The following is a 22,258-nucleotide window of genomic DNA, read 5'->3' as shown; positions in this document are numbered from 1 at the left end:
GCTTTGCCTTGGCGGCGGTGTTTCTGGGCGGGGTGCTGTGGCTTGATATCGCAGGGTTGCGCGGGCTGATCTTCGGCTCGTCGATGGGGCTGGTCGCGGCTGCAATGCTGTGGGTCTTCAACGGTGTGGTTTTCGCCGGGGTGCAATTCGCCATCGCGGTGATGAAACTGGCCGAGGCGGATGACGGCCCGCGCGGCGGAACCCGCGCGCCGGCGGCCCGGCCGGGTGATTTGCAGCCTGTCCGCATCCGCAGCGCCCGTTAACCCCGGTCTTGCATCCGGGGCACAGTCGCAGGCTGACCCCACGTCAGAACCGGCCCGAAAGCACCTGCCAAGCCCTTGATCGGCAAGCATTCGCTTGGCCATGCGGGCGTTTCCGGCGAGATGCCGCCGCAGCGCCGCGCCCCTTTTGCGCAAACCTTGTCTGACCCTTTTCCGCCCCCAAGTCCCTCTCACGGCGCATGAAAACCGCCGGGATGTTCCTGTGTGTGACTTGAAAGGAAACGGCATGACCAAGACCCTTCGCCTTCTGGGCGCCTCCACTCTGGCCCTTGCTCTGGCGGGCGGCAGCGCCGCCTTTGCGCAGACCACGCTGACGGGCACGCAGGCGTTGAACGACCGGATCGACGATGTTGATCAGGCGGTCGCCGATGATCTGGCCCGTTCGGAAGATGCCGCGCGCTTTGGCAACCCCGAGTTCCGCCCCGGCCTGTCCGGCTCGGCTTCGCTTGGCTATTCCGGCAAAACCGGCAACAACGACTCGCAGGAGTTGAGCGTGGGGGCCCGGCTGCGCTATGCCAGCGGCGCTTTCGTGCAGACGATCGGTGTCGCGCTGGACTATGCCGAATCGGCAGGCGCCTCGACCAAGGAAGACGTTTTCGCGGTCTATGACGCGAATTACTACTTCAACGACCAGTTCTATGCCTTCGTGCTGGGCCGGGTGGAAACCGATGGCCTTGCCAGCACGGCAGGTCAGGTCAAGACCGATGCTTTCGTCGGCGTCGGCCCCGGCTGGCGCGTGATCAACAATCCCGACCTGACATGGCGCGTGCAGGCCGGCGTCGGTGTCAGCTATCTTGAGGATGGCACCGGCGACAGCGACACCGAGGCAGCCGCCATCGCCTCGTCGCGGCTGTTCTATGGCATCAGCCCGACCGTGTTCCTGACCAATGACACCGATATCCTGAAGTCGGATTCGGCGCTGCGGATCAACAATGACATCGGCGTGAACTACAAGATGACCGACACGCTTTCGACCCGGGTCAGCTATCTGACCGAATACAACGACAGCCGGGCGATCCGTTCGGACAACAAGTTGGGCGTCTCGCTGGTCATGGGGTTCTGAAGGAAAGGCGCGGGGAAACCCGCCCCTTTTTCCTGTGGTGAAGGGTGGCGGGCCCGCAGCGGCCGTGGAGACTGGGTTTTCCCGAGAGCCAGAGGTCTCAGGTGGGCGCCAGGTAGCAGGACCAGGATCCTGCCAGAGCCAGCCCCCGTTCGCTTGCTTATCGGCCACTGGAAAAGTTGCCTCACACGCGAAGAGCAGCACCCGCCACCACCCAAGATAGGGGCACCGCCGCACCACCGCAAGGCTTGCGCGATGTTCACTTTTAGTTCACCATTGTGCCATGACCCTGCAACCGCCCGATCTTGCCCCCGATCCCCTGCCTGCCATGCCCGGTCAGCGGCTGGCCCGGGGGGTTTGCCGGCATCTGTTGAGCCATGGCTTCGTGACGGTTGAAGAACTGGTGCCCGCCCCCGGATTGCGGGTGGATGTCATGGCGCTGGGGCCCAAGGGCGAAATCTGGGTGATTGAGTGCAAGTCGGGCACCGCCGATTTCCGCGCCGACCGCAAGTGGCAGGGCTATCTGGAATGGTGCGACCGCTTCTTCTGGGCGGTGGACGGCGATTTTCCGACCGGCCTGCTGCCACAGGAAAGCGGGCTGATCCTTGCCGATGCCTATGATGCCGAAATCGTGCGGATGGCGCCCGAAACGCCGCTGGCCCCGGCGCGGCGCAAGGTGATGGTGCAGAAATTCGCCCGTCACGCCGCGCTGCGCTTGCAGGGCTGGCGCGATCCCGGCGTGGCGGCGCTGGTCAATATCTGACGGGCTGCGGCGGTCAGCGGCGCTTGGGTTTCGGCTTGGGCTTGCCACCGGCGCCGATATCACGGGCGGCCTCGGCGGCGGCGCGCAGTTCTTCGGCGATTTCCTCGGCCTCTTCCGGGTCGAAATCCAGCGGCAGCTCGATGCCGCCATCGGCCTCGATGTAAATTCGCACCATGCCCTGATCGGTCGGGCCGATCTGGATATTGGCGGCGATGTCGCTTTGCTTGTCGATGCCCATGGCGGTCTCCTTTGCCTGAACTGGCGTAGTGGATTGCGCTTTTGCCTGCAAGTCTGCAATACTTGACTAAATCAAGTATTGCAGACGGAACAACCCGCCATGGACGACATCGACCTGATCCGCAATTTCAGCCGAACCTACACCCATCGGCTCGGCCTGTTGTCGAAGAGCTATCTGGGCAGCGGTCTGGCCCTGAGCGAGGCACGGCTGCTGCATGACCTCGACAGGCCGGGGCCGGTCAGGGCGCGGGAACTGGCGCAGGGGCTTGGACTGGACGAGGGGCAGACCAGCCGCATTCTCGCCGGTTTTGCCCGGCGCGGCTGGATCCGGCGCACGCGGGATGAGGCCGACTCGCGCCAGCGTCCGCTGCACCTGACCGAAGCGGGCCGCGCACAGCTTGAGGTGCTGCGCCTTGCGTCGCGCACGGCCATTGCCGAGGCGACGGCCCCGCTTGGTGCTGCCGGGCTTGCCGCGCTGGCCCGGGTGCTGGATCAGGCGTCAGACCTGCTGAGACCGCCACAACCGCCCCTGCTGCGCGGTCTTCTGCCCGGCGATGCCGGACAGGTCATTGCCCGCCATGCTGCGCTTTATGCCCGCGATGAAGGCTATGACCAAAGCTTCGAGGCGCTGGTGGCCGAAATCCTTGCCGCCTTCCTGACCCGCAACGACACCGCCCGCGAGCGTGGTTGGATCGCGCAAAGCCCCGGCGGGCGGATGCTGGGCAGCGTCTTTTGCATGGCCGAGGGGCCAGAGGCCCCGCAGATTGCCAGGCTGCGGCTGTTCCTGATCGAGCCGGAGGCACGCGGCACCGGCCTTGCCCAGCGCATGATCGAAGCCTGCCTTGGCTTTGCCGCAGCGGCCGGCTATCGCCAGATGCGGCTCTGGACCCATGAAAGCCATCAGGCCGCAGGCAGGCTTTACGCCCGCAACGGATTCGCCCTTGTTGCCTCAGCTCCGGCGCGCGCCTTTGGCTGCGAGGTGATCGACCAGACATGGCAGCGCGACCTGCCCTGAGCCGCGAAACTGGCGCTTGCAATCGCCGGCGCGCGACGGTAAACGGCCCCCAAGTGCCGCCTTAGCTCAGTTGGTTAGAGCACCAGATTGTGGATCTGGGGGTCCCCCGTTCGAGCCGGGGAGGCGGTACCATCCCCCCGAAACCTGCCGTTCTTGCCGGGTCTTGCCACCCGGGCACATCCGGCTATGGTCGCCCTCCCCTTGACCCGAGGATTCGCATGACCGACGCCATCCGCCGCATTCCCCTTGTGATCGCCCGCGAAATCAATGCCGAAGCCCGGCAGGTTGCCGCCGCGATAGAGCTTCTGGACGGCGGCGCCACGGTGCCCTTCATCGCCCGTTATCGCAAAGAGGTCACCGGCGGACTGGACGATTCGCAGCTTCGCACGCTGGCCGAACGGCTGGTCTATCTGCGCGAGATGGAGGCGCGGCGGGCCGCCGTGATTGCCTCGATCACCGAACAGGGCAAGATGACGGATGCGCTCGCGCTGTCGCTGATGCAGGCCGCCACCAAAGCCGAGATCGAAGACATCTATCTGCCCTACAAGCCCAAGCGCCGCACCCGCGCGATGATCGCCCGCGAGAATGGCCTTGGCCCCCTGGCCGAGGCCATTCTGGCCGACCGCGCCGCCGATCCGCAGACGCTGGCCGCTGCCTATGTGACCGAGGCGGTGCCCGACACCAAGGCCGCACTGGAAGGCGCCCGCGACATCATCGCCGAAGGGCTGTCGGAAAGCGCCGAACTGTTGGGCCGCTTGCGCAGCCATATGAAACAGGCCGGGCGGCTGGCGGCCAAGGTCGTGACGGGCAAAGAAACCGAAGGCGCCAAATTCTCGGATTACTTCGACCATAATGAGCCTTGGTCCAGCGCCCCCGGCCACCGGGTTCTGGCCATGCTGCGCGGTCAGAACGAAGGTTTCCTGACGCTTGACCTTGCGGTGGACCCGGATGCAGCCAAAGGCGAAAGCCCGGCCGAACGGGCCTGCGGTGCCATGCTGTCGGCTACGGGGCGGGGGCCGGGCGATGCCTGGCTGCGCGAGGCCGCTGCCTGGGCCTGGCGGGTCAAGCTGAAGACCTCGCTCACGCTGGACCTGATGGGCGAGTTGCGCGAGCGGGCCGAGGCCGAGGCGATCAACGTCTTTGCCCGCAACCTCAAGGATTTGCTGCTGGCGGCGCCCGCGGGCGGCAAGGCCACGATGGGGCTGGACCCGGGCATCCGCACCGGCGTCAAGGTGGCGGTGGTGGATGCCACGGGCAAGGTGCTGGCCACCGAAACCGTCTATCCGTTCCAGCCCAAGAACGACCTGCGCGGCGCGCAGGTGGCCATCGCACAACTGATCGCGCGCCATGGGGTCAAGCTGATTGCCATTGGCAACGGCACCGCCAGCCGGGAAACCGAAAAGATGGTGGCCGATCTGCTGGCCGTGCTGCCCGGCAGCGAAAAGCCGGTGAAGGTGATCGTGTCCGAGGCCGGGGCCTCGGTCTCTTCCGCCTCCGAACTGGCGGCCAAGGAATTTCCGGGCCTCGACGTGTCCTTGCGCGGCGCGGTCTCCATCGCGCGCCGGTTGCAAGACCCTCTGGCAGAGCTGGTGAAGATCGAACCCAAGGCCATCGGCGTCGGCCAATATCAGCATGATGTGGATCAGCACCGCCTCGCCAAACAGCTCGATGCCGTGGTGGAAGACGCGGTGAACGCCGTCGGGGTGGATCTCAACACCGCCTCCGCGCCGCTGCTGGCCCGCGTCTCCGGCGTGGGGCCGGGGCTGGCGGAAAGCATCGTGGCGCATCGCGACGCCAACGGCCCCTTCGCCACCCGCCGCGAGCTGCTGAAAGTCGCGCGCCTCGGGCCCAAGGCCTTTGAACAGGCCGCAGGCTTCCTGCGCATCACCGGCGGCAAGGAACCGCTCGACGCCTCCTCCGTCCACCCCGAGGCCTATGACGTGGCGCGCAAGATCGTCGCCGCCTGTGGCCGCGACATCCGCGCCCTGATGGGCGACAGCGCCGCATTGAAGGCGCTGAACCCGCGCCAGTTCATCGACGCGAAATTCGGCCTGCCCACGGTGCAAGACATTCTCTCGGAACTGGAAAAACCCGGCCGCGACCCGCGCCCCAGCTTCAAGACCGCGACCTTTGCCGAAGGGGTGGAGGACATCAAAGACCTCAAACCCGGCATGATGCTGGAAGGCACGGTCACCAACGTCGCGGCCTTCGGTGCCTTCGTCGATATCGGCGTGCATCAGGATGGGCTTGTCCATGTCAGCCAATTGGCCGACCGCTTCATCAAGGATGCGCATGAGGTGGTGAAGGCGGGCGATGTGGTGAAGGTGCGGGTGGTCGAGGTGGATGTGGCGCGCAAACGCATCGGCCTGACCATGCGCAAGGACAGCGCCGATGCCCGCGAAACCGCCCGCGAGCGCCAAGCCTCCAGCCCGCCCAAGGGGGCCAAACCGAGCCCCCGTGGCCCGATGAGCAGCGCGCCGCAATCCGGCGGCTCCAACGCCTTCGCCGATGCGCTGAAAGGCAAGTTCGGCCGCTGATCCGCGCGCGCCGCGTCTGCGGGCGTTGGCAAGGCGCCCCTCCCGTGCCAGACTGCCCGCCGCAGCCACAGCACGGGAGGCCACCATGCCCCAACCCAAAGCAACCCTCTGCCTCTGGTTCGACCACGAGGCCGAAGCCGCCGCCCGCTTCTACGCCGCCACCTTCCCAGATACCCGGATCGGCAAGGTGCATCTGGCGCCGACCGATTACCCCTCGGGCCGGGCAGGCGATGTGCTGATGGTGGACTTCACCCTCTGTGGCTTGCCCTGTATCGGGCTGAACGGCGGCCCCGCCTTCCCGCAGACCGAGGCGTTTTCCCTGCAAATCGCCACCGAGGATCAGGCCGAGACCGACCGGCTCTGGGCCGCCATCACCGAAAATGGCGGGCAGGAAAGCGCCTGCGGCTGGTGCAGGGACCGCTGGGGGATGAACTGGCAGATCACCCCGCGCGCCCTGACCGAAGGCATGGCCGCCGGCGGGCCCGAGGCGCAGCGCGTCTTTACCGCCATGATGGAGATGACCAAAATCGACATCGCCACAATCGAAGCCGCGCGCCGCGGTTGAGCCTGCACCAGCGGGGGCGCTTCGCCCCCCGCACCCCCCGAGGATATTTTTGAACAGATGAAGCAGAGCGGCGCTGCCCTTTCATCTGTTCAAAAATATCCTCAGGGGGTGAGGCCGCAGGCCGAGGGGGCGCGAGCGCCCCCTGCCACGCTCAGGCGGCAGAGCCGCCGATGGTCAGCCCCCCGATCAGCAGCGAGGGCTGCCCCACCCCCACCGGCACCCATTGCCCGGCCTTGCCGCAATTGCCGATACCGGGGTCCAGCGCCATGTCATTGCCGATGGCGCGGATGTTTTGCAGCGCGGTCGCGCCGTCGCCGATCAGGGTCGCGCCTTTCACCGGCGCGATGACCTTGCCGTTCTTCACCCGGTAGGCCTCGGTGCAGGAGAAGACGAATTTCCCGTTGGTGATATCGACCTGCCCGCCGCCAAAGCCCACGGCCCAGATGCCATCCTTCAGGTCCGAGAGGATCGCCGCCGGGTCGGTGGTGCCGCCCAGCATATAGGTATTGGTCATGCGCGGCATCGGAATATGGGCAAAGCTCTCGCGCCGCCCGTTGCCGGTGCTTTGCACGCCCATCAGCCGGGCATTCTGGCGGTCCTGCATATAGCCCACCAGCACGCCATCCTCGATCAGCACATTGCGCGCCGAGGGCGTGCCCTCATCGTCAAAGCTGATCGAGCCGCGCCGGTCGGGCAGGGTGCCGTCATCCAGCACGGTAACGCCCGGTGCCGCGATCCTTTGCCCCATCAGCCCGGCAAAGGCCGAGGTTTTCTTGCGGTTGAAATCGCCCTCCAGCCCATGCCCGATGGCTTCGTGCAGCAGGATGCCCGGCCAGCCCGGCCCCAGCACGATGTCCATCACGCCCGCAGGCGCGGCCTCGGCCTCCAGGTTCACCAGCGCGATGCGCAGCGCCTCGCGCGCCACCGGCTGCCAATGCGCCGGGTCGATCAGGCCCGACAGGCCAAAGCGCCCGCCGCCGCCCATGCCGCCGCTTTCGCGCCGCCCGTTCTGCTCCACGATGACCGAGATGTTCAGCCGCGCCATGGGCCGCACATCACGCAGCCGAAGCCCTTCGGGGCGCAGGATTTCCACCTCTTGCAGCCCGGCGCTCAGGGCGGCCGAGACCTGCACCACCCGGCGGTCCAGCCCGCGGGTGAAGGCGTCGATCTCTTTCAGCACGTCGATCTTGCCCGCAAAGCTGGCATCCCCCATCGGGTCGGCATCCGAGTAAAGCCGCCGGTTGGTGCCCTTGGGCGCCTCGGCCAGCGTGCCGCCGCCATCGCCCACGGCCAGCCGCGCCGTTTCCACCGCCCGTTTCACGGCGCTTTCCGAGATTTCGGTGGCATGGGCATAGCCCGCCACCTCGCCCTTCACCGCGCGCAGGCCGAACCCTTCGGAGGCGTCATAGGAGGCGGTCTTGATGCGGCCATCATCCAGAACCAGCGCCTCGGAGCGCTTGCGTTCCAGAAACAGCTCGCCATCTTCGGCCCCTGCGACAGCCTGTCGCAGCAGCGCCAGCGCGCGCCCCTCATCGAGCATGGTGTCGAACGGGCGGAAGGCGTTATCGCTCATGAGGTGTCCTTGATCCATGTCAATTGCTGCGGCTCGGGCGGCGGATTGTCGCACGTTTCGCTTGTCGTTCCGTGCCTAATATGGTTTCAAGGCCAATACAAACAACGGGATTCTGCCCGCAAATCGGGCATGGTCAAAAAGCGGTCGAAAAGCCGCAGACGAACGGGATGATACGATGCGCTTCATGAAGACCCTTTCGGGCCTCGCCCTTTCTGTTGCCACAGCGCCGCTGCTGGCCCTGTCGGCCGCCGCCCAGGAGCTGCCGGTGATCGGCAAGCCGGTCGATGGCCTGCTGGGCTTCCAGCCCGCCGCGACCGAGCTGGCCGCCGATATTCACTGGCTGGACGGCATGCTGAACTATGTCATCACGGCCATCGTGCTGTTCGTGATGGGCTTGATGATCTACTGCTTCCTGCGCTTCAACCGCCGCGCCAACCCCAAGCCCGCGACCTTCACCCACAATACCCCCATCGAGATCGCCTGGACCCTGATCCCGATCGTGATCCTCGTGGGCATCTTCGTCTATTCGCTGCCGGTCCTGTTCAAGCAACAGGAGATCCCGGAAGGCGATCTGGTGATCAAGGTGACCGGCTATCAGTGGTATTGGGGCTATGAATACGTCAAGGACGGTGTGACCCCGGCGGAAGAGGGCGCCGAGCCTGTGGCCTTTGAAAGCTTCAAGCTGGAGCGCGACCAGCTGGCGCAATACGGCTATCAGGACAGCGACTATCTGCTGGCCACCGACGCCGCCGTGGTGGTGCCCGTGGGCAAGACCATCGTGATGCAGGTCACCGGCGCTGACGTGATCCACAGCTGGACGATCCCGGCCTTCGGCGTGAAGCAAGACGCCGTGCCCGGTCGCCTGGCCCAGCTCTGGTTCAAGGCCGATATGGAAGGCGTCTTCTTCGGCCAATGCTCGGAACTGTGCGGCAAGGACCACGCCTATATGCCGATCACGGTCAAGGTCGTGTCGGAAGCCAAATATGCCGAATGGCTGGCCAAGGCCAAGGCGGGCGATGTGCAACTGTCGTCCATCGCCGCCCCGGTCGCGCCGGTGCAGGTCGCTGCGAACAACTGATCTCGGCAAGACGGCCCTTCGGATAAAGGCAGGGCGGGCAGCGCGTCACGGACGGGCTGCCCGAACCCCACCGGGAGAATCGGAATGAGCGATATTCACGCCAATGGTGACATGACCCGTGAGGGGGAGGCTGGCTTCGGCGATTACGTCGCGCTGCTCAAGCCCCGGGTCATGTCTCTGGTGGTGTTCACCGCGCTGGTGGGCCTTCTGGTCGCACCCGTGCCGGTGCATCCCTTTGTCACCTTTACCTGCGTGCTGTTCATCGCCCTGGGTGGCGGCGCCTCGGGCGCGCTGAACATGTGGTGGGACAGCGACATCGACCGCATCATGCGCCGCACCAAGGGCCGCCCGATCCCCGCGGGCCGGGTGCAGGAGGGCGAGGCGCTTGGCCTTGGCCTCGCGCTGTCGGGCATCAGCGTCATCATGCTGGCGCTGGCCTCCAATATCGCCGCCGGGCTGCTGCTGGCCTTCACCATCTTCTTTTATGTGGTGATCTATTCGGTCTGGCTGAAACGCTCGACGCCGCAGAATATCGTCATCGGTGGCGCCGCCGGGGCCTTCCCGCCCATGATCGGCTGGGTCTGCGCCACGGGCAGCGTCAGCCTTGAAGCCGTGCTGATGTTCCTCTTGATCTTCATGTGGACCCCGCCGCATTTCTGGTCGCTGGCGCTGTTCATGAACTCCGATTACGAAAAGGCCGGGGTGCCGATGCTGACCGTGACCCATGGCAAGCGCGCGACCCGCGCGCATATCCTGGTCTATACCATCGCGCTGGTGCCCTTTGCGCTGGCGGCGGGCTTCACCTCCATCGGCGGGCCGGCCTATCTGGCTGTGGCGGTGGCGCTGAACCTGATGTTCCTCTGGGGCGCCTTCCGGCTCTGGCGCCGCGACGAGGCGCAGGCCGAGGCCGATGGCTATGCCGCCGAGAAGCGGTTCTTCAAATTCTCGCTTCTGTATCTCTTCCTGCATTTCACCGCCTTCCTGCTGGAAGCCGGGCTGAAATCCTACGGTCTGGGGGGCTGGTAACATGGCTCTGAACGCTCAACACGAAATCCACAGCCGCCGCTTTGGCCGCAATCTGGGGCTGGCGCTGGTGCTGCTGGCCTTTGTCGCGCTGGTCTTTGGCCTGACCGTGGTGAAGGTCACGCGCGGCGACCCGATGCAGGGCTTCGACCATACGGTGCGCCCGGAAATGACCCCGCTCGATCCTGCCGCCCAGCCGGAGGCCGGGCAATGAGCGCCGCCTCGCCGAACCGCACCGCCTTCAAGCTGCTGGGCGTGGCGCTGACCATGGGCGCGCTCAGCTTTGCCGCCGTGCCCTTCTACGACTGGTTCTGCCGCGTCACCGGCTTTGCCGGCACCACCTCGGTCGCCACCAGCGGCTCGGATGTCATTCTGGATCAAACGGTTCTGGTGCGCTTCGATGCCTCCAAGGATGTCGGCATGCCCTGGGATTTCAAACCCCAGCAGCGCGAAATGCGCATCCGCATCGGCGAAACCGCCATCGCCTTCTACGAGGCGCATAATCCCAGCGACAAGACCGTCGCCGGAACCGCAAGCTATAACGTCACCCCCGATGCGGCGGGTGGCTATTTTAGCAAGATCGAGTGTTTCTGCTTCACCGAACAGGTGCTGGCCCCCGGCGAAACCGCCATCATGCCGGTCACCTTTTTCGTCGACCCCGAGATCGTGAAGGATCGCGAGGGCCAGTTCGTGAAAGAGATCACCCTGTCTTACACCTTCTACCAAACCCCGCTGCCCGAGACTCAGGCGGCGCTGGCTGTCCCGCAGGCGGGCGCAGTCAACTAAGAACACCAACGAGGGATCAAGAAGAATGGCCCACGCCAAGAACCACGACTATCACGTTTTGCCGCCCTCGATCTGGCCGTTCCTCGGCTCGGTCGGCGCTTTCATCATGCTGTTCGGCGCGGTGAAATGGATGCACGGCTCTGGCCCCTGGATGGGGCTGATCGGCTTCGCGATGGTGCTTTACGTCATGTTCGGCTGGTGGGCCGATGTGGTGCATGAGGGCCAGACCGGCGACCATACCCCGGTCGTGCGCATCGGCCTGCGCTATGGCTTCATCATGTTCATCATGTCCGAAGTCATGTTCTTCGCCGCCTGGTTCTGGTCGTTCTTCAAACATGCCATGTATCCGATGGGGCCGCTGTCGCCGCTGGTCGATGGCGTTTTCCCGCCGGAAGGCATCCAGACCTTCGATCCCTGGCACCTGCCGCTGATCAACACGCTGATCCTGCTCTGCTCGGGCTGCGCCGCCACCTGGGCGCACCATGCCCTCGTGCATGAGAACAACCGCAAGGATCTGGTGAACGGTCTGGCGCTGGCCATCGTTCTCGGCGCGGTGTTCACCGTGCTGCAAGCCTATGAATACAGCCACGCCGCCTTCGGCTTTGCCGGCAATATCTATGGCGCGAACTTCTTCATGGCGACCGGCTTCCACGGCTTCCACGTCGTCATCGGCACCATCTTCCTGTTTGTCTGCATGATCCGCGCGATCAAGGGCCATTTCACCCCCGAGCAGCATATCGGCCTGGAAGCCGCCGCCTGGTATTGGCACTTCGTGGATGTGGTCTGGCTGTTCCTCTTCGCCGCCGTCTATGTCTGGGGCCAAGGCTGATTTCTGACAGGGGCGCGCCCGTCATGCGCGCCCTGATCTTCCCTCGGAAGCGCGGGCCTTCTAAAGAGGTCCGCGCTTTTCTCGTTTTCCAGAGGCCGCGATGCACCGAAAGATGATCCTTCCCTTGCTGTTCGGCCTGATCGGCGCGGCGATCCTTGTGGGCTTGGGCACCTGGCAGGTGCAGCGGCTGGCCTGGAAAGAGGGCGTCATCGCGCGGGCCGAGGCGCAGATGCAGGCCGCCCCCGCGCCGCTGCCTGCCACGCCCGATCCGGAGGCCGACCGCTATCGCCCCGTCCGCGTCGAGGGCCGCTTTCTGGGGCCCGAGGCGCATGTGCTGACCTCCATCCCCGGCGAGGGGCCGGGCTTTCTGGTCATTGCCGCATTTGAAACCGCGCAGGGGCGCCGCATCCTGATCGACCGGGGCTTTTTGCCCGAGGATCAGAAAACCACCCCCCGCCCTGCACAGGCGGCCAGCCTCAGCGGCAACCTGATCTGGCCCGATGATGTGACCACTGCCACCCCGGCGCCCGACACGGCCCGCAACATCTGGTTTGGCCGCGACGTGGAGGCCATGGCCGAGGCGCTGCACACAGACCCCCTGATGATGGTGGCGCGCGAGCCGACAGGGCAGGGCATCACCCCGCGCCCGGTGACGGTGACCTTCACCAACAACCATCTGGGATATGCGATCACGTGGTTTTCGCTGGCTTTCGCATGGTTGGGGATGACAGTGCTTTATCTCTGGCGTATCAGACGGCGGAGCAATGAGGCGTGACGATGCAGTATATCTCGACCCGCGGGCAGGCGCCCGTTCTGTCCTTCGGCGAAGCGATGATGACGGGCCTCGCCCGGGATGGCGGGCTTTATGTGCCTGAGACCGTGCCGCACTTCACCGCCGACCAGATTGCCGCGCTGGCGGGCCAGCCTTATGAGGAGATCGCCTTCCGCGTCATGCGCCCCTTCATGGGCGACACCTTCTCGGATGATGAATTCAAGACCCTGATCGCCCGCGCCTATGCCGGTTTCGGCCATGCTGCCCGCGCACCCTTGAAGCAACTGGCGCCGAACCATTTCCTGCTGGAGCTGTTCCACGGGCCGACGCTGGCCTTCAAGGATTTCGCCATGCAGCTCATCGGCCAGATGATGCAGGCAGCGCTGGCCAAGACGGGCGAGCGCATCACCATCGTCGGCGCCACCTCCGGCGATACCGGCTCGGCCGCCATCGAGGCCTTCAAGGGCCTCGCCAATGTCGATGTGTTCATCCTGTTCCCGCATGGCCGCGTGTCCGAAGTGCAGCGCCGCCAGATGACGACACCGACCGAGGCCAATGTCCACGCCCTCGCCATCGACGGCGATTTCGACGATGCGCAGGCCCGCGTGAAAGACATGTTCAACGATTTCGCCTTCCGCGATGGCGTGCGGCTGGCAGGCGTGAACAGCATCAACTGGGCGCGCGTGCTGGCGCAGGTGGTCTATTACTTCTCCAGCGCCGTCAGCCTCGGTGCGCCCCATCGCAAGGTCAGCTTCACCGTGCCGACCGGCAATTTCGGCGATATTTTCGCAGGCTACATCGCCCGCAAGATGGGCCTGCCCATCGAGCAACTGGTGATCGCCACCAACCAGAACGACATTCTCGACCGCGCGCTGCGCTCGGGCGATTACGCCACCAATGGCGTGAAACCCTCGATCAGCCCCTCGATGGATATTCAGGTCTCGTCGAATTTTGAACGCGCGCTGTTCGATGCCTATGGCCGCGATGGCGGGGCGGTCGCCGCGCTGATGGACGATCTGAAATCCGGCGCCTTCCGCATTTCGCAAGGTGCGCTGGAAACGCTGCGCGCCACCTTCGCCTCGGGCCGCTGCTCGGAGGAGGAAACCACCGCCACCATCCGCAGCGAACTTGCCGCCAGCGGCGAACTCCTGTGCCCGCATGGCGCCGTGGGGGTGAAGGTCGCGCAAGATCACCTCGGCCCGACCCCGATGATCACGCTTGCCACTGCGCACCCGGCCAAATTCCCCGATGCGGTGGAGGCCGCCACCGGCATTCGCCCCGCGCTGCCGCCGCGCATGGCCGACCTCTTCACGCGCCCCGAGCGTGTGACCCGCGTGCCCAATGATCTGGCCGCCCTGCAAGCGCTGGTGCGCGAGCGCATCTGAGCCAGCCGCTTCCGCGCCGCCCCTTTCGCGCCGCCCCTTTCGCTCGGGCGGCGCAGGCTGTAGAACCAGCCAATTCACACATCCTTCACAGGTGTTTCCTTGACCCTTCGCATCACCACGCTCCCCAATGGTTTCCGCATCGTGACGGAGGACATGCCGGGGCTGAAATCGGCTTCGGTCGGCATCTGGGTCACGGCGGGCGGGCGCCACGAGCGGGCCGAGCAGAACGGCATCGCGCATTTCCTCGAACATATGGCCTTCAAGGGCACCGCCAAGCGCAGCGCCCTGCAAATCGCCGAGGAAATCGAGGATGTCGGCGGCTATATCAACGCCTATACCTCCAAGGAAATGACCGCCTATTACGCCCGCGTCCTGTCTGCCGATGTGGCGCTGGCGCTGGATGTGATCTCCGACATCGTGCTGAACCCGGTCTTCGACCCGAAAGAGATCGAGACCGAGCGCCATGTCATCTTGCAGGAAATCGGCCAGTCGCTCGATACGCCCGATGACATCATCTTTGACTGGTTGCAGGAAGTCAGCTACCCCGATCAGCCCTTTGGCCGCACCATCCTTGGCCCGGCGGAGCGGGTCTCCTCCTTCTCCCGCGCCGATCTGACTGGCTTCGTGACTGAGCATTACGGCCCCGACCAGATGATCCTCGCCGCCGCCGGGGGCCTTGATCACGATGCCATCGTGGCCCAGGCCACCGCGATCTTCGGCAGCCTGCGCCCCGTCGGCAACCCGACCCTGGCGCCCGCGCGCTTTCTGGGCGGCGAGCGCCGCGAGGTGAAAGACCTCGAACAGGTGCATTTCGCCCTGTCCTTCGAGGCGCCGGGCTATCTCTCGCCCGATGTCTATACCGCGCAGGTCTGGTCCACCACCATGGGCGGCGGCATGTCCTCGCGCCTGTTCCAGAAAATCCGCGAAGAGCGCGGCCTGTGCTATTCCATCTTCGCGCAATCGGGCGCCTATGAGGATACCGGCAGCATGACGATCTATGCCGGCACCTCCGAGGCCGAGATCGGCGATCTGACCCATCTGACCATCGACGAGCTGAAACGCGCCGCCGAGGATATGTCCGAGGCCGAGGTGGCCCGCGCCCGGGCGCAGTTGAAGGCCGGGCTGCTGATGGGGCTGGAAAGCCCCTCCAGCCGGGCGGAGCGCAATGCGCGGCTGTTGTCGATCTGGGGCCGGGTGCCGGATGTCGAGGAGGCCGTGGCGCGCATTGATGCCGTCTCCACTGCCGATGTGCGCCGCTATGCCGCCGATCTGGTGGGGGCGCAGGTCGCCATGGCGCTTTACGGCCCGGTCAGCGCCGCCCCCGATCTGGAGGCGATCCGGCGCAGGCTCGCCGCCTGATGCTGCCCGGCCTGCGCCGCAAGATCCGCATCGAGACCGAGCGCATGACCCTGCGCCTGCCGGTTCATGGCGATTACCGCCAATGGGCCGAGCTGCGCGCCGCCAGCGCCGAGTTTCTGGCGCCCTGGGAGCCGGTCTGGGCACATGACCACCTGACCCGCAAGGCCTTTACCAACCGCGTCTATTGGGCCGCCCGCGCCGAGGCGCAGGGCACCGCGTTGCCGCTGCTGATGCTGCGCCGCAGTGACCAGCGCCTGCTGGGCGCCATCACGCTCGACAATATCCGCCGTGGCCCGGTGCAGGCGGGCACTTTGGGCTATTGGGTGGGCGCGCCCTTCGCGCGGCACGGTTTCATGCGCGAGGCGATTCTGGCCGTGGTGCATCACGCCTTCGCGCAGATGGACCTCTCGCGCATCGAGGCCGCCTGCCTGCCCGAAAACGCCGCCTCGCGCGGGGTGCTGGAAAAGACCGGCTTCAAATATGAAGGCGTCGCGCAGGCCTATCTGCAAATCGCCGGTCGCTGGCGCAACCATGTGCTTTACGCCAATCTCCGCGCCGACCGCCGGGGTCGCACGGATGCCGGCTGAGGGTCAGGGGCCGTTCTGACGGGCACAGCAGGGCGAAACTGTCCATGCCATTACAGTTTGGCGTAGAAAATCGCCCAAAGCGTATAGGCCGTTACCGTTTCACTGCGGAGAATTTGGTGGAGCCAGGGAGGATCGAACTCCCGACCTCTTGAATGCCATTCAAGCGCTCTCCCATCTGAGCTATGACCCCACCGGGTGCCGCGGCGCTATGGGTTTTGCGCTGCGATGGCGGGTAATTAGGGGAAGGCGCCGGCGGGGGCAAGAGGGATTTTGCGTCAGCCGCCGATTTTCTGGCTCAGGCTGCGCCAAAGCGCGGCATCGCCAAAACCGACGCCGCAAGGTCGCTTGCGGCATTGCCGCAACGGGCGGCGCGCGCCAACATATGATCAAATTTTCAGGGCCTGTGGCAGGGGAATCATCATGCTGGACCCGTTGGAAACGCGCGGCCGCCCCGACCTGCCTGCAAGGGCGGCGGCGCCCGTTCGCAGCCTCCCCCGCCAGCCAGTGCGCCGCGCATCTGGAAGGATCGCGGCGCAACGCCTTGAAACAAATGTGGAACCTGTTCCGGCGCCCGCGCAGCGGGCGCGGCGTTTTCCCGGCCTTTGCGCGGTGGCACGTCCCGTGGGCGCCCGCGTCTCCGCACCCTTTGCCCCGCAGCGGCGCCTGCTTGCGCCTTGGGCGAAAGCCGAAAAAACCGGCGAGGCGCGGGCGTGAAAGCTGGCGCCTTGGGCGAAATAACTTGCCACAGGCCGCGCGGGCCGCAAAACTTGATCAAAAAATAAAAACGGACTCAGCCAGCGGGGGCGAAGTGACAGCGACAGAAAACGCAATCGAGGCGCGCAACACCGTGAAGGCCTTTGGTCAGGGCACGGCGGCGGTGCGGGCGCTGGATGATGTCTCGGTGACCATCCGCAAGGGCGAGTTCTTCACCCTGTTGGGGCCATCGGGCTGCGGCAAGACCACATTGCTGCGGCTGATTGCCGGGTTTGAAACCCCGACTTCGGGCCAGATCTGGCTCGATGGTCAGGACATCACCCATTTGCCGCCGAACAAGCGCCCGGTGAATACGGTGTTTCAAAGCTATGCCTTGTTTCCGCATCTGACCGTCGCACAAAATGTGGGTTTCGCGCTGCAAATGCAGGGCAAGCCCAAGGCCGAGGTGGCGCAGACCGCGCGCGAGATGCTGGCGCTGGTGAAGCTGGAACATCTGGCCGATCGCAAGATCACCCAGATGTCGGGCGGGCAGCAACAGCGCGTCGCGCTGGCCCGGGCGCTGGCGGCGCGGCCCAAGGTCTTGCTGCTGGACGAGCCGCTTTCGGCGCTGGACCTCAAGCTGCGCAAGGAAATGCAGGTGGAACTGAAGCGCCTGCAACTGGAAACCGGCATCACCTTCGTGTTCGTGACCCATGATCAGGAAGAGGCGCTCACCATGTCCGACCGGATCGGGGTGATGAGCAACGGCAAGCTGCAACAGATCGGCAGCCCGCGCGACATCTATACCCGCCCGGTCAACCGCTTTGTGGCGAGCTTTATCGGTGAAACCAACTTCCTGCCCGCCACGCTGCAAGGCGCCGCCGCCCGGCTGGGAAGCGGCGATCTGGTGGAGGTTGCGGGGGGCGAGGGCCGCGCGGGCGCCGTCACGGTGACAGTGCGCCCCGAGCAGGTGCGGCTGGTGCCGCCCGGCGAGGCCGGTGCGATGGCCGCCACCATCCGCGACTGGGTGTATTTCGGCACCGATACCCATGTGCATCTCACGCTGGCCGATGGCGCCGAGGTGGTGGCGCGGCTGCAAAGCAACCCGACGGGCGAGGCAGGCCTCAGCCGTGGCGCGCCTGCCGGGTTGCGCTTTGCGCCCGGTGCGGCGCAGGTTCTGGGAGACTAGAGCCATGAGCATTTCGGAAGACGCCGCCGCCGCCCGCTCTGTCCGCAATGCCTGGGCGCTTTCGGCCCCGGCGCTGATCCTGCTCACCCTCGCCGCCGCCGGGCCTTTGCTGATCGTGCTGGTCTATTCCTTCCTCAGCCCCGGCAAATACGGCAATGTGGAGTGGGTTTTCAGCCTCGATGGCTGGCGCAGTGTGTTGTATACCAAGGATATTTTCGACGACAGCCTGCAATTGGCCGATGCCCATCTGACGATCTTCTGGCGCTCGGTCAAGCTGTCACTCCTCACCACCGGCATCACCTTTCTGGTGGGCTTTCCCACCGCCTGGTTCATCGCCACACGGCCGCCCAGGGCCCGCGCGCTTTGGCTGTTCCTCATCACCATTCCGTTCTGGACCAACCTTCTGATCCGCACCTTTGCCATCAACGAGGTGATCCGCAACGAGGGCCTGTTCAACACGGTGATGATCAAGCTGGGCCTGTTCTCTGAACCCTTGCGCATCATCAACACCGATGCCGCCGTGCTGATGGGGATGACCTATGTGTATCTGCCGCTGATGGTGCTGCCGCTGTTCGCCGCCATCGACCGCTTCGACATGCGGCTCTTGGAGGCGGGATACGACCTTTACGCCTCGCGCTGGCAGGTCTTGCGCCGCATCATCCTGCCCATCGTGAAGCCGGGGATCATCGCGGGGTCAATTCTGGTTTTCGTGCCTTCGCTGGGGGCCTATGTCACGCCGCGCGTGCTGGGCGGCGGCAAGCAGATGATGATCGGCAATTTCATCGAGTTGCAATTCGGCCAAGGGCGCAACTGGCCTCTGGGCGCGGCGCTGTCGATGTCGCTGCTGATTGTGGTCATGGTGGCGCTGCTGGTCTATGTGCGCGCCGCCGGGAAAGAGGGGCATGGCCATGGCTGATCGCCGTTTCGAGCCGACGCGCATTCCCGGCTTTGCCACGGTCGCGGTGCTGGCCTTCGTGGCGCTTTACCTGCCGATCTTCACGCTGGTCGCCTACGCTTTCAACGGCGGTACCTCGATTGCGGTCTGGGAGGGGGTGAGCCTGCATTGGTTCAGCAAGGCCTGGGAGAATGAGGCGGTGAAATCGGCCACGCTGCGCTCGCTCACCATTGCATCGCTGGCCGCGATCATCGCCACCGGCTGCGCCACGCTGGCAGCCCTTGGCACCACGCGCCGCCGCGCCTTCAAGGGGCAGACCTTCATCTATGTGATGATCAACCAGCCGCTGATGGTGCCCGAGATCGTGACGGCGGTGGCGCTGCTGATCCTGTTCGGCATGGTCAAGCAATGGACGGGGTATCAAGGGCTTGGCTATCTGGTGCTGGCGCATTCGGCCTTTTGCATCCCCTTTGCCTATCTGCCGATCCGGGCGCGGCTGGAGGGGATGGACCTGAGCCTGGAGACCGCCGCCGCCGATCTTTACGCGAATCCCTGGCAGACCTTCCGCCATGTCACGCTGCCCTTGCTCGCGCCGGGCATTCTGGCGGGGGCCATGCTGGCTTTCGTCATCAGCCTGGATGATGTGGTGATCACCGAATTCGTGAAATCGGGCGGGCAGGACACGCTGCCCACCTATATGCTGGGCCAGATGCGCCGCGCCATCACGCCCGAGGTCAATGCGATCTCCACCGGGCTTCTGGGCCTGACAGTGATCTTGCTGACCGCCTTTTTCCTGCTGACCCGCAAGAAAGCCTGAAATCGAAAAATCTGAACAAAACCAATAACCAACCGGGAGAACTTCATGAAAAACCTGCTGAGTGCCACCGCCCTCCTGCTGGCCTCGACCGGCCTTGCCAGCGCCGAAGGCGTGCTGCAACTGTATAACTGGGGCAATTACACCAACCCCGAATTGCTGGCGAAATTCGAGAAGGAAACCGGCATCAAGGTGACGGTGACCGATTACGACAGCAATGACACCGCGCTGGCCAAGATCGAGGCGGGCGGCCATGGCTTTGACCTTGTGGTGCCTTCGGCCAATTATGTGCCGATCTGGGTGGAAAAGGGTCTGGTGGTGGAGCTGGACACCGCCAAGCTGGCCAACAAGGGCAATATCGCGCCGGAATGGGCCGATGTGGCCTGGGATCCGGGCCGCAAATTCTCGATCCCGTGGCAATGGGGCTCCACCGGAGTGGCGGTGAACACCAAGGTTTACGGCGGCGACATCAACACCTCCTCGGTCTGGCTGGAGGTGCCGGCCGAGCTGAAGGGCAAGATCAATGTGGTGCCCGAGATGAATGACATCGTGGCCATGGCGACGATGTGGGCCGGTGGCGCGCCGTGCAGCGAGGATACCGAGGTGCTGAAAAAGGCCCGCGATGCGCTGATCGCGGCCAAGCCCGACTGGATCAGCATGGATTACGGCGCCACCGAGAAACTGTCGAACAATGACTGGGCGGGGTCGGTGAACTGGAACGGCTCGTCCATGCGCGCCCGCGTGGCAAACCCCGATGTGGCCTATGGCTACCCGAAAGAGGGCTATCCGCTGTTCATGGATTCGGCGATGCTGCTGAAGGATGCGCAGAATGTCGAGGAGGCCTACAAGTTCCTCGATTTCATCATGGTGCCGGAAAATGCCGCCTTGATCTCGGCCTTTGCGCGCTATGCCAACGGGATCGCGGGGTCCGAGGCCTTCATGCCAGAAGACATGAAGACCGCGCCCGAAGTGGTGATCCCGGCCGAGTTCAAGGACAAGGGCGTCTTCCTGCCCACCTGCACCGGCAAGGCGCAGGAATATGTCACCGCGATCTGGACCGAGTTGCAGAAGTAATCTGCCGTTGCCGGCGGGGGGCTGTCTGCCCCCCGCACCCCCCGAGGATATTTTTGAACAGAAAATGGAAGATAAAGTGGGGCTGACGGAGCTTTCGGCCACCGAACTGGCGCGGTTGATTGCAGCGCGCGAGGTGAAGCCGTCAGAGGTGATGGCGGCGCATTTGGCGCGGATCGCGGCGGTGAATGGCGCGGTGAATGCTGTTGTGTCCTTGCGCGATCAGGACGTGTTGATGGCCGAGGCGCGGGCGGCGGATGCGGCCCCGCGGCGCGGTTGGCTGCATGGGTTGCCCCTTGCGGTGAAGGATCTGGTGGCGGTCAAGGGGCTGCGCAGCACCTATGGATCGCCGCTGTTTGCCGATCATGTGCCGCTGGCCGATGATCTGGTGGCGGCGCGGATGCGGGCGGCGGGGGCGATTTTCATCGGCAAGACCAATACGCCGGAATGGGGCCATGGCAGCCACAGTTTCAACCCGGTCTTCGGCGTGACCCGCAACCCCTATGACCTGACGCGCACGGCGGGCGGATCATCGGGCGGGGCGGCGGCGGGGTTGGCGGCGCGGATGGTGCCGCTGGCCGATGGCAGCGACATGATGGGCAGCCTGCGCAATCCGGCGGCCTTTTGCAATGTCTATGGCTTTCGCCCCTCTTATGGCCGGGTGCCGGGCGATGCCTTGGGCGACACCTTCATGGCGACGCTGGCGACCGAAGGCCCGATGGCGCGCACGGTCGAGGATCTGGCGCGGTTTCTGGGTGTCCTGGCGGGCGAGAACCCCGCCGTGCCCTTTGGTCTGCCGGGTGGCGATTTCACCGGCGATCCGGCCGAGCTGCGCGGGCTGCGCATCGGCTATCTGGGCGATTGGGGTGGGGCCTATCCGTGCGAGCCGGGGATTCTGGACCTCTGCCGCGCCGGGCTGAAGGTGTTCGAGGATCAGGGCGCGGTGGTCGAGGAGGTCGCGCCGCCTTTCCCGGCAGAGCGGCTGTGGCAGGCCTGGTTGACGCTGCGCGCCTTTCTGAATGCGGGCGCCAAGGGGGCGATGCGCGATGATCCGGCGAAATGGGCGCAGTTGAAGCCGGAAACCCAATGGGAGATCGAGCAGGGCCTGTTGGTCACGGCGGCGCAGGTCTACGAGGCCAGCGTGATCCGCTCGCGCTGGTATGCCCGCGCCGCCCGGCTGTTTGACCGCTTTGACGCGCTGGTGATGCCCGCCGCGCAGGTCTGGCCCTTTCCGGCAGAGTGGCGCTGGCCGCAAGCGATCAACGGGCGGCAGATGGATACCTACCACCGCTGGATGGAGGTGGTGGTGCCGGTCAGCCTGATCGGCCTGCCCAGCCTCGCGGTGCCCTGCGGCTTTGGCAGACAGGGCCTCTCCCAACAGGGCCACCCCCAACAAGGCCACCCCCAACAGGGCCTTCCCATGGGGATGCAGATCATCGGGCGCTTTGGCGCCGATGCGCGGCTGCTGGCCCTGGGCGAGGCCTATCACCGTGCGACCGATTGGCCGGGGCGCCGTCCGCCTCAACTGGCCCCATAGGGGCCGCAAAGCGCCGGGTGCCTTTCGCCGGGCGGGGTGAGGATCAGCTGCCCGGCCTCGATCCGGGCCGGGGCGCCTTGCAGCGGGCCGCTGTCGAATTGCACCTCGGCCCCGAGCTGGGTGAGGCTGCCCGCCTGCCCATCCTCCAGAATGTAAAGCCCCGGCGCCAGCGCCAGCCCGAGGGGCGCAAAGCCGCCACCCTTGGCCGC

General features: G+C 65.4%; 23 protein-coding genes and 2 tRNA genes. 21 read left to right on the top strand and 4 right to left on the bottom strand.

Annotated elements, in window-relative coordinates:
* The 3 genes from JNN06_RS04285 to JNN06_RS04275 form a co-directional block, all read left to right on the top strand.
* On the top strand, window positions 1–263 hold a 263-nt coding region (locus tag JNN06_RS04285), incomplete at its 5' end, for a hypothetical protein (RefSeq protein ID WP_291238356.1).
* Window positions 264–507: 244 nt separating this feature from the next.
* Window positions 508–1,344 carry a DUF481 domain-containing protein gene (locus JNN06_RS04280; RefSeq protein WP_291238355.1) on the top strand — a complete coding sequence of 279 codons (837 nt, stop codon included), beginning with the start codon at window positions 508–510 and terminating at the stop codon, window positions 1,342–1,344.
* Window positions 1,345–1,624: 280 nt separating this feature from the next.
* Entirely contained in the window at window positions 1,625–2,104 is a 480-nt protein-coding gene (locus JNN06_RS04275) for an MmcB family DNA repair protein (protein ID WP_291238354.1), read from the top strand.
* A gap of 13 nt (window positions 2,105–2,117) precedes the next feature.
* Here the strand turns inward: JNN06_RS04275 and JNN06_RS04270 are convergent, their stop codons facing one another.
* Entirely contained in the window at window positions 2,118–2,342 is a 225-nt protein-coding gene (locus JNN06_RS04270) for a DUF6324 family protein (protein ID WP_174211180.1), read from the bottom strand.
* A gap of 99 nt (window positions 2,343–2,441) precedes the next feature.
* On the opposite strand from JNN06_RS04270, the gene JNN06_RS17635 reads away from it, so the two are divergent.
* The 4 genes from JNN06_RS17635 (at window position 2,442) to JNN06_RS04245 (ending at window position 6,458) form a co-directional block, all read left to right on the top strand.
* Window positions 2,442–3,356 (top strand): bifunctional helix-turn-helix transcriptional regulator/GNAT family N-acetyltransferase, encoded by a 915-nt coding sequence (locus JNN06_RS17635; RefSeq protein ID WP_366812428.1) that lies wholly within the window; start codon window positions 2,442–2,444, stop codon window positions 3,354–3,356.
* A 55-nt stretch (window positions 3,357–3,411) separates the two neighbouring features.
* Window positions 3,412–3,488, top strand: a tRNA-His gene (locus JNN06_RS04255).
* Window positions 3,489–3,574: 86 nt separating this feature from the next.
* A complete protein-coding gene (locus JNN06_RS04250; protein WP_291238353.1) occupies window positions 3,575–5,893 on the top strand; it encodes a Tex family protein in 2,319 nt (772 codons plus the stop codon).
* A gap of 85 nt (window positions 5,894–5,978) precedes the next feature.
* The gene (locus JNN06_RS04245) at window positions 5,979–6,458 is read left to right on the top strand and encodes a VOC family protein (protein ID WP_291238352.1); all 480 of its coding nucleotides are present in this window, start codon (window positions 5,979–5,981) and stop codon (window positions 6,456–6,458) included.
* Window positions 6,459–6,609: 151 nt separating this feature from the next.
* Here JNN06_RS04245 and tldD read toward each other — a convergent pair whose 3' ends face one another.
* Entirely contained in the window at window positions 6,610–8,031 is a 1,422-nt protein-coding gene (tldD, locus tag JNN06_RS04240) for a metalloprotease TldD (RefSeq protein WP_291238351.1), read from the bottom strand.
* A 175-nt stretch (window positions 8,032–8,206) separates the two neighbouring features.
* On the opposite strand from tldD, the gene coxB reads away from it, so the two are divergent.
* The 9 genes from coxB to JNN06_RS04195 all read left to right on the top strand — a co-directional run bounded on the left by coxB (window position 8,207) and on the right by JNN06_RS04195 (window position 15,850).
* The gene (coxB, locus tag JNN06_RS04235) at window positions 8,207–9,109 is read left to right on the top strand and encodes a cytochrome c oxidase subunit II (protein ID WP_291238350.1); all 903 of its coding nucleotides are present in this window, start codon (window positions 8,207–8,209) and stop codon (window positions 9,107–9,109) included.
* An 84-nt stretch (window positions 9,110–9,193) separates the two neighbouring features.
* The gene (gene cyoE, locus JNN06_RS04230; protein WP_291238349.1) at window positions 9,194–10,135 is read left to right on the top strand and encodes a heme o synthase; all 942 of its coding nucleotides are present in this window, start codon (window positions 9,194–9,196) and stop codon (window positions 10,133–10,135) included.
* Window position 10,136: 1 nt separating this feature from the next.
* On the top strand, window positions 10,137–10,346 hold the full coding sequence (locus JNN06_RS04225; RefSeq protein ID WP_291238348.1) for a hypothetical protein: 210 nt from the start codon (window positions 10,137–10,139) through the stop codon (window positions 10,344–10,346).
* Window positions 10,343–10,918, top strand: coding sequence for a cytochrome c oxidase assembly protein (locus tag JNN06_RS04220; protein ID WP_291238347.1), 576 nt, complete (start codon window positions 10,343–10,345; stop codon window positions 10,916–10,918). The genes JNN06_RS04225 and JNN06_RS04220 overlap by 4 nt, the downstream gene beginning before the upstream one ends.
* 25 nt (window positions 10,919–10,943) lie before the next feature.
* Window positions 10,944–11,747 carry a cytochrome c oxidase subunit 3 gene (locus JNN06_RS04215; protein ID WP_291238346.1) on the top strand — a complete coding sequence of 268 codons (804 nt, stop codon included), beginning with the start codon at window positions 10,944–10,946 and terminating at the stop codon, window positions 11,745–11,747.
* A gap of 100 nt (window positions 11,748–11,847) precedes the next feature.
* Window positions 11,848–12,522, top strand: coding sequence for an SURF1 family protein (locus JNN06_RS04210; RefSeq protein WP_291238345.1), 675 nt, complete (start codon window positions 11,848–11,850; stop codon window positions 12,520–12,522).
* A 2-nt stretch (window positions 12,523–12,524) separates the two neighbouring features.
* Window positions 12,525–13,904, top strand: coding sequence for a threonine synthase (thrC, locus tag JNN06_RS04205; RefSeq protein ID WP_291238344.1), 1,380 nt, complete (start codon window positions 12,525–12,527; stop codon window positions 13,902–13,904).
* A gap of 99 nt (window positions 13,905–14,003) precedes the next feature.
* Entirely contained in the window at window positions 14,004–15,263 is a 1,260-nt protein-coding gene (locus tag JNN06_RS04200; RefSeq protein ID WP_291238343.1) for a pitrilysin family protein, read from the top strand.
* Between the two features lie 2 nt (window positions 15,264–15,265).
* Window positions 15,266–15,850, top strand: coding sequence for a GNAT family protein (locus JNN06_RS04195; RefSeq protein WP_291238357.1), 585 nt, complete (start codon window positions 15,266–15,268; stop codon window positions 15,848–15,850).
* A gap of 114 nt (window positions 15,851–15,964) precedes the next feature.
* Here the strand turns inward: JNN06_RS04195 and JNN06_RS04190 are convergent.
* Window positions 15,965–16,040: transfer RNA gene (locus JNN06_RS04190), tRNA-Ala, on the bottom strand.
* Window positions 16,041–16,658: 618 nt separating this feature from the next.
* Between JNN06_RS04190 and JNN06_RS04185 the strand changes: the two genes are divergently transcribed.
* From JNN06_RS04185 to JNN06_RS04165, 5 genes are all read left to right on the top strand, one after another.
* Window positions 16,659–17,732 (top strand): ABC transporter ATP-binding protein, encoded by a 1,074-nt coding sequence (locus JNN06_RS04185; protein ID WP_291238342.1) that lies wholly within the window; start codon window positions 16,659–16,661, stop codon window positions 17,730–17,732.
* Between the two features lie 4 nt (window positions 17,733–17,736).
* Window positions 17,737–18,648, top strand: coding sequence for an ABC transporter permease (locus tag JNN06_RS04180; protein ID WP_291238341.1), 912 nt, complete (start codon window positions 17,737–17,739; stop codon window positions 18,646–18,648).
* Window positions 18,641–19,444: an ABC transporter permease gene (locus tag JNN06_RS04175; RefSeq protein WP_291238340.1), complete on the top strand. Its 804-nt coding sequence runs from the start codon at window positions 18,641–18,643 to the stop codon at window positions 19,442–19,444. The genes JNN06_RS04180 and JNN06_RS04175 overlap by 8 nt, the downstream gene beginning before the upstream one ends.
* Window positions 19,445–19,489: 45 nt before the next feature.
* Entirely contained in the window at window positions 19,490–20,515 is a 1,026-nt protein-coding gene (locus JNN06_RS04170) for an extracellular solute-binding protein (protein ID WP_291238339.1), read from the top strand.
* A gap of 64 nt (window positions 20,516–20,579) precedes the next feature.
* The gene (locus tag JNN06_RS04165; protein ID WP_291238338.1) at window positions 20,580–22,049 is read left to right on the top strand and encodes an amidase; all 1,470 of its coding nucleotides are present in this window, start codon (window positions 20,580–20,582) and stop codon (window positions 22,047–22,049) included.
* On the opposite strand, the gene JNN06_RS04160 is transcribed toward JNN06_RS04165, so the two are convergent.
* Window positions 22,034–22,258, bottom strand: a 225-nt coding sequence (locus JNN06_RS04160) for a hypothetical protein (protein WP_291238337.1), incomplete at its 5' end; no start/stop codon positions are given. The two genes, JNN06_RS04165 and JNN06_RS04160, sit on opposite strands and share 16 nt — an antisense overlap.

Source organism: Gemmobacter sp., assembly GCF_016792925.1.
GTDB lineage: Bacteria > Pseudomonadota > Alphaproteobacteria > Rhodobacterales > Rhodobacteraceae > Gemmobacter.
Note: the sequence above shows the minus strand (reverse complement) of the source record. Positions and strands in the feature narration are given on the sequence as shown.

What these genes read in the sequence shown, in the direction of transcription:
- JNN06_RS04280 (WP_291238355.1), top strand. Translation starts at nt 508, where the DNA reads ATGACCAAGACCCTTCGCCTTCTGGGCGCCTCCACTCTGGCCCTTGCT.
- JNN06_RS04275 (WP_291238354.1), top strand. Translation starts at nt 1,625, where the DNA reads ATGACCCTGCAACCGCCCGATCTTGCCCCCGATCCCCTGCCTGCCATG.
- JNN06_RS04270 (WP_174211180.1), bottom strand. Translation starts at nt 2,342, where the DNA reads ATGGGCATCGACAAGCAAAGCGACATCGCCGCCAATATCCAGATCGGC.
- JNN06_RS17635 (WP_366812428.1), top strand. Translation starts at nt 2,442, where the DNA reads ATGGACGACATCGACCTGATCCGCAATTTCAGCCGAACCTACACCCAT.
- JNN06_RS04250 (WP_291238353.1), top strand. Translation starts at nt 3,575, where the DNA reads ATGACCGACGCCATCCGCCGCATTCCCCTTGTGATCGCCCGCGAAATC.
- JNN06_RS04245 (WP_291238352.1), top strand. Translation starts at nt 5,979, where the DNA reads ATGCCCCAACCCAAAGCAACCCTCTGCCTCTGGTTCGACCACGAGGCC.
- tldD (WP_291238351.1), bottom strand. Translation starts at nt 8,031, where the DNA reads ATGAGCGATAACGCCTTCCGCCCGTTCGACACCATGCTCGATGAGGGG.
- coxB (WP_291238350.1), top strand. Translation starts at nt 8,207, where the DNA reads ATGCGCTTCATGAAGACCCTTTCGGGCCTCGCCCTTTCTGTTGCCACA.
- cyoE (WP_291238349.1), top strand. Translation starts at nt 9,194, where the DNA reads ATGAGCGATATTCACGCCAATGGTGACATGACCCGTGAGGGGGAGGCT.
- JNN06_RS04225 (WP_291238348.1), top strand. Translation starts at nt 10,137, where the DNA reads ATGGCTCTGAACGCTCAACACGAAATCCACAGCCGCCGCTTTGGCCGC.
- JNN06_RS04220 (WP_291238347.1), top strand. Translation starts at nt 10,343, where the DNA reads ATGAGCGCCGCCTCGCCGAACCGCACCGCCTTCAAGCTGCTGGGCGTG.
- JNN06_RS04215 (WP_291238346.1), top strand. Translation starts at nt 10,944, where the DNA reads ATGGCCCACGCCAAGAACCACGACTATCACGTTTTGCCGCCCTCGATC.
- JNN06_RS04210 (WP_291238345.1), top strand. Translation starts at nt 11,848, where the DNA reads ATGCACCGAAAGATGATCCTTCCCTTGCTGTTCGGCCTGATCGGCGCG.
- thrC (WP_291238344.1), top strand. Translation starts at nt 12,525, where the DNA reads ATGCAGTATATCTCGACCCGCGGGCAGGCGCCCGTTCTGTCCTTCGGC.
- JNN06_RS04180 (WP_291238341.1), top strand. Translation starts at nt 17,737, where the DNA reads ATGAGCATTTCGGAAGACGCCGCCGCCGCCCGCTCTGTCCGCAATGCC.
- JNN06_RS04175 (WP_291238340.1), top strand. Translation starts at nt 18,641, where the DNA reads ATGGCTGATCGCCGTTTCGAGCCGACGCGCATTCCCGGCTTTGCCACG.
- JNN06_RS04170 (WP_291238339.1), top strand. Translation starts at nt 19,490, where the DNA reads ATGAAAAACCTGCTGAGTGCCACCGCCCTCCTGCTGGCCTCGACCGGC.
- JNN06_RS04165 (WP_291238338.1), top strand. Translation starts at nt 20,580, where the DNA reads ATGGAAGATAAAGTGGGGCTGACGGAGCTTTCGGCCACCGAACTGGCG.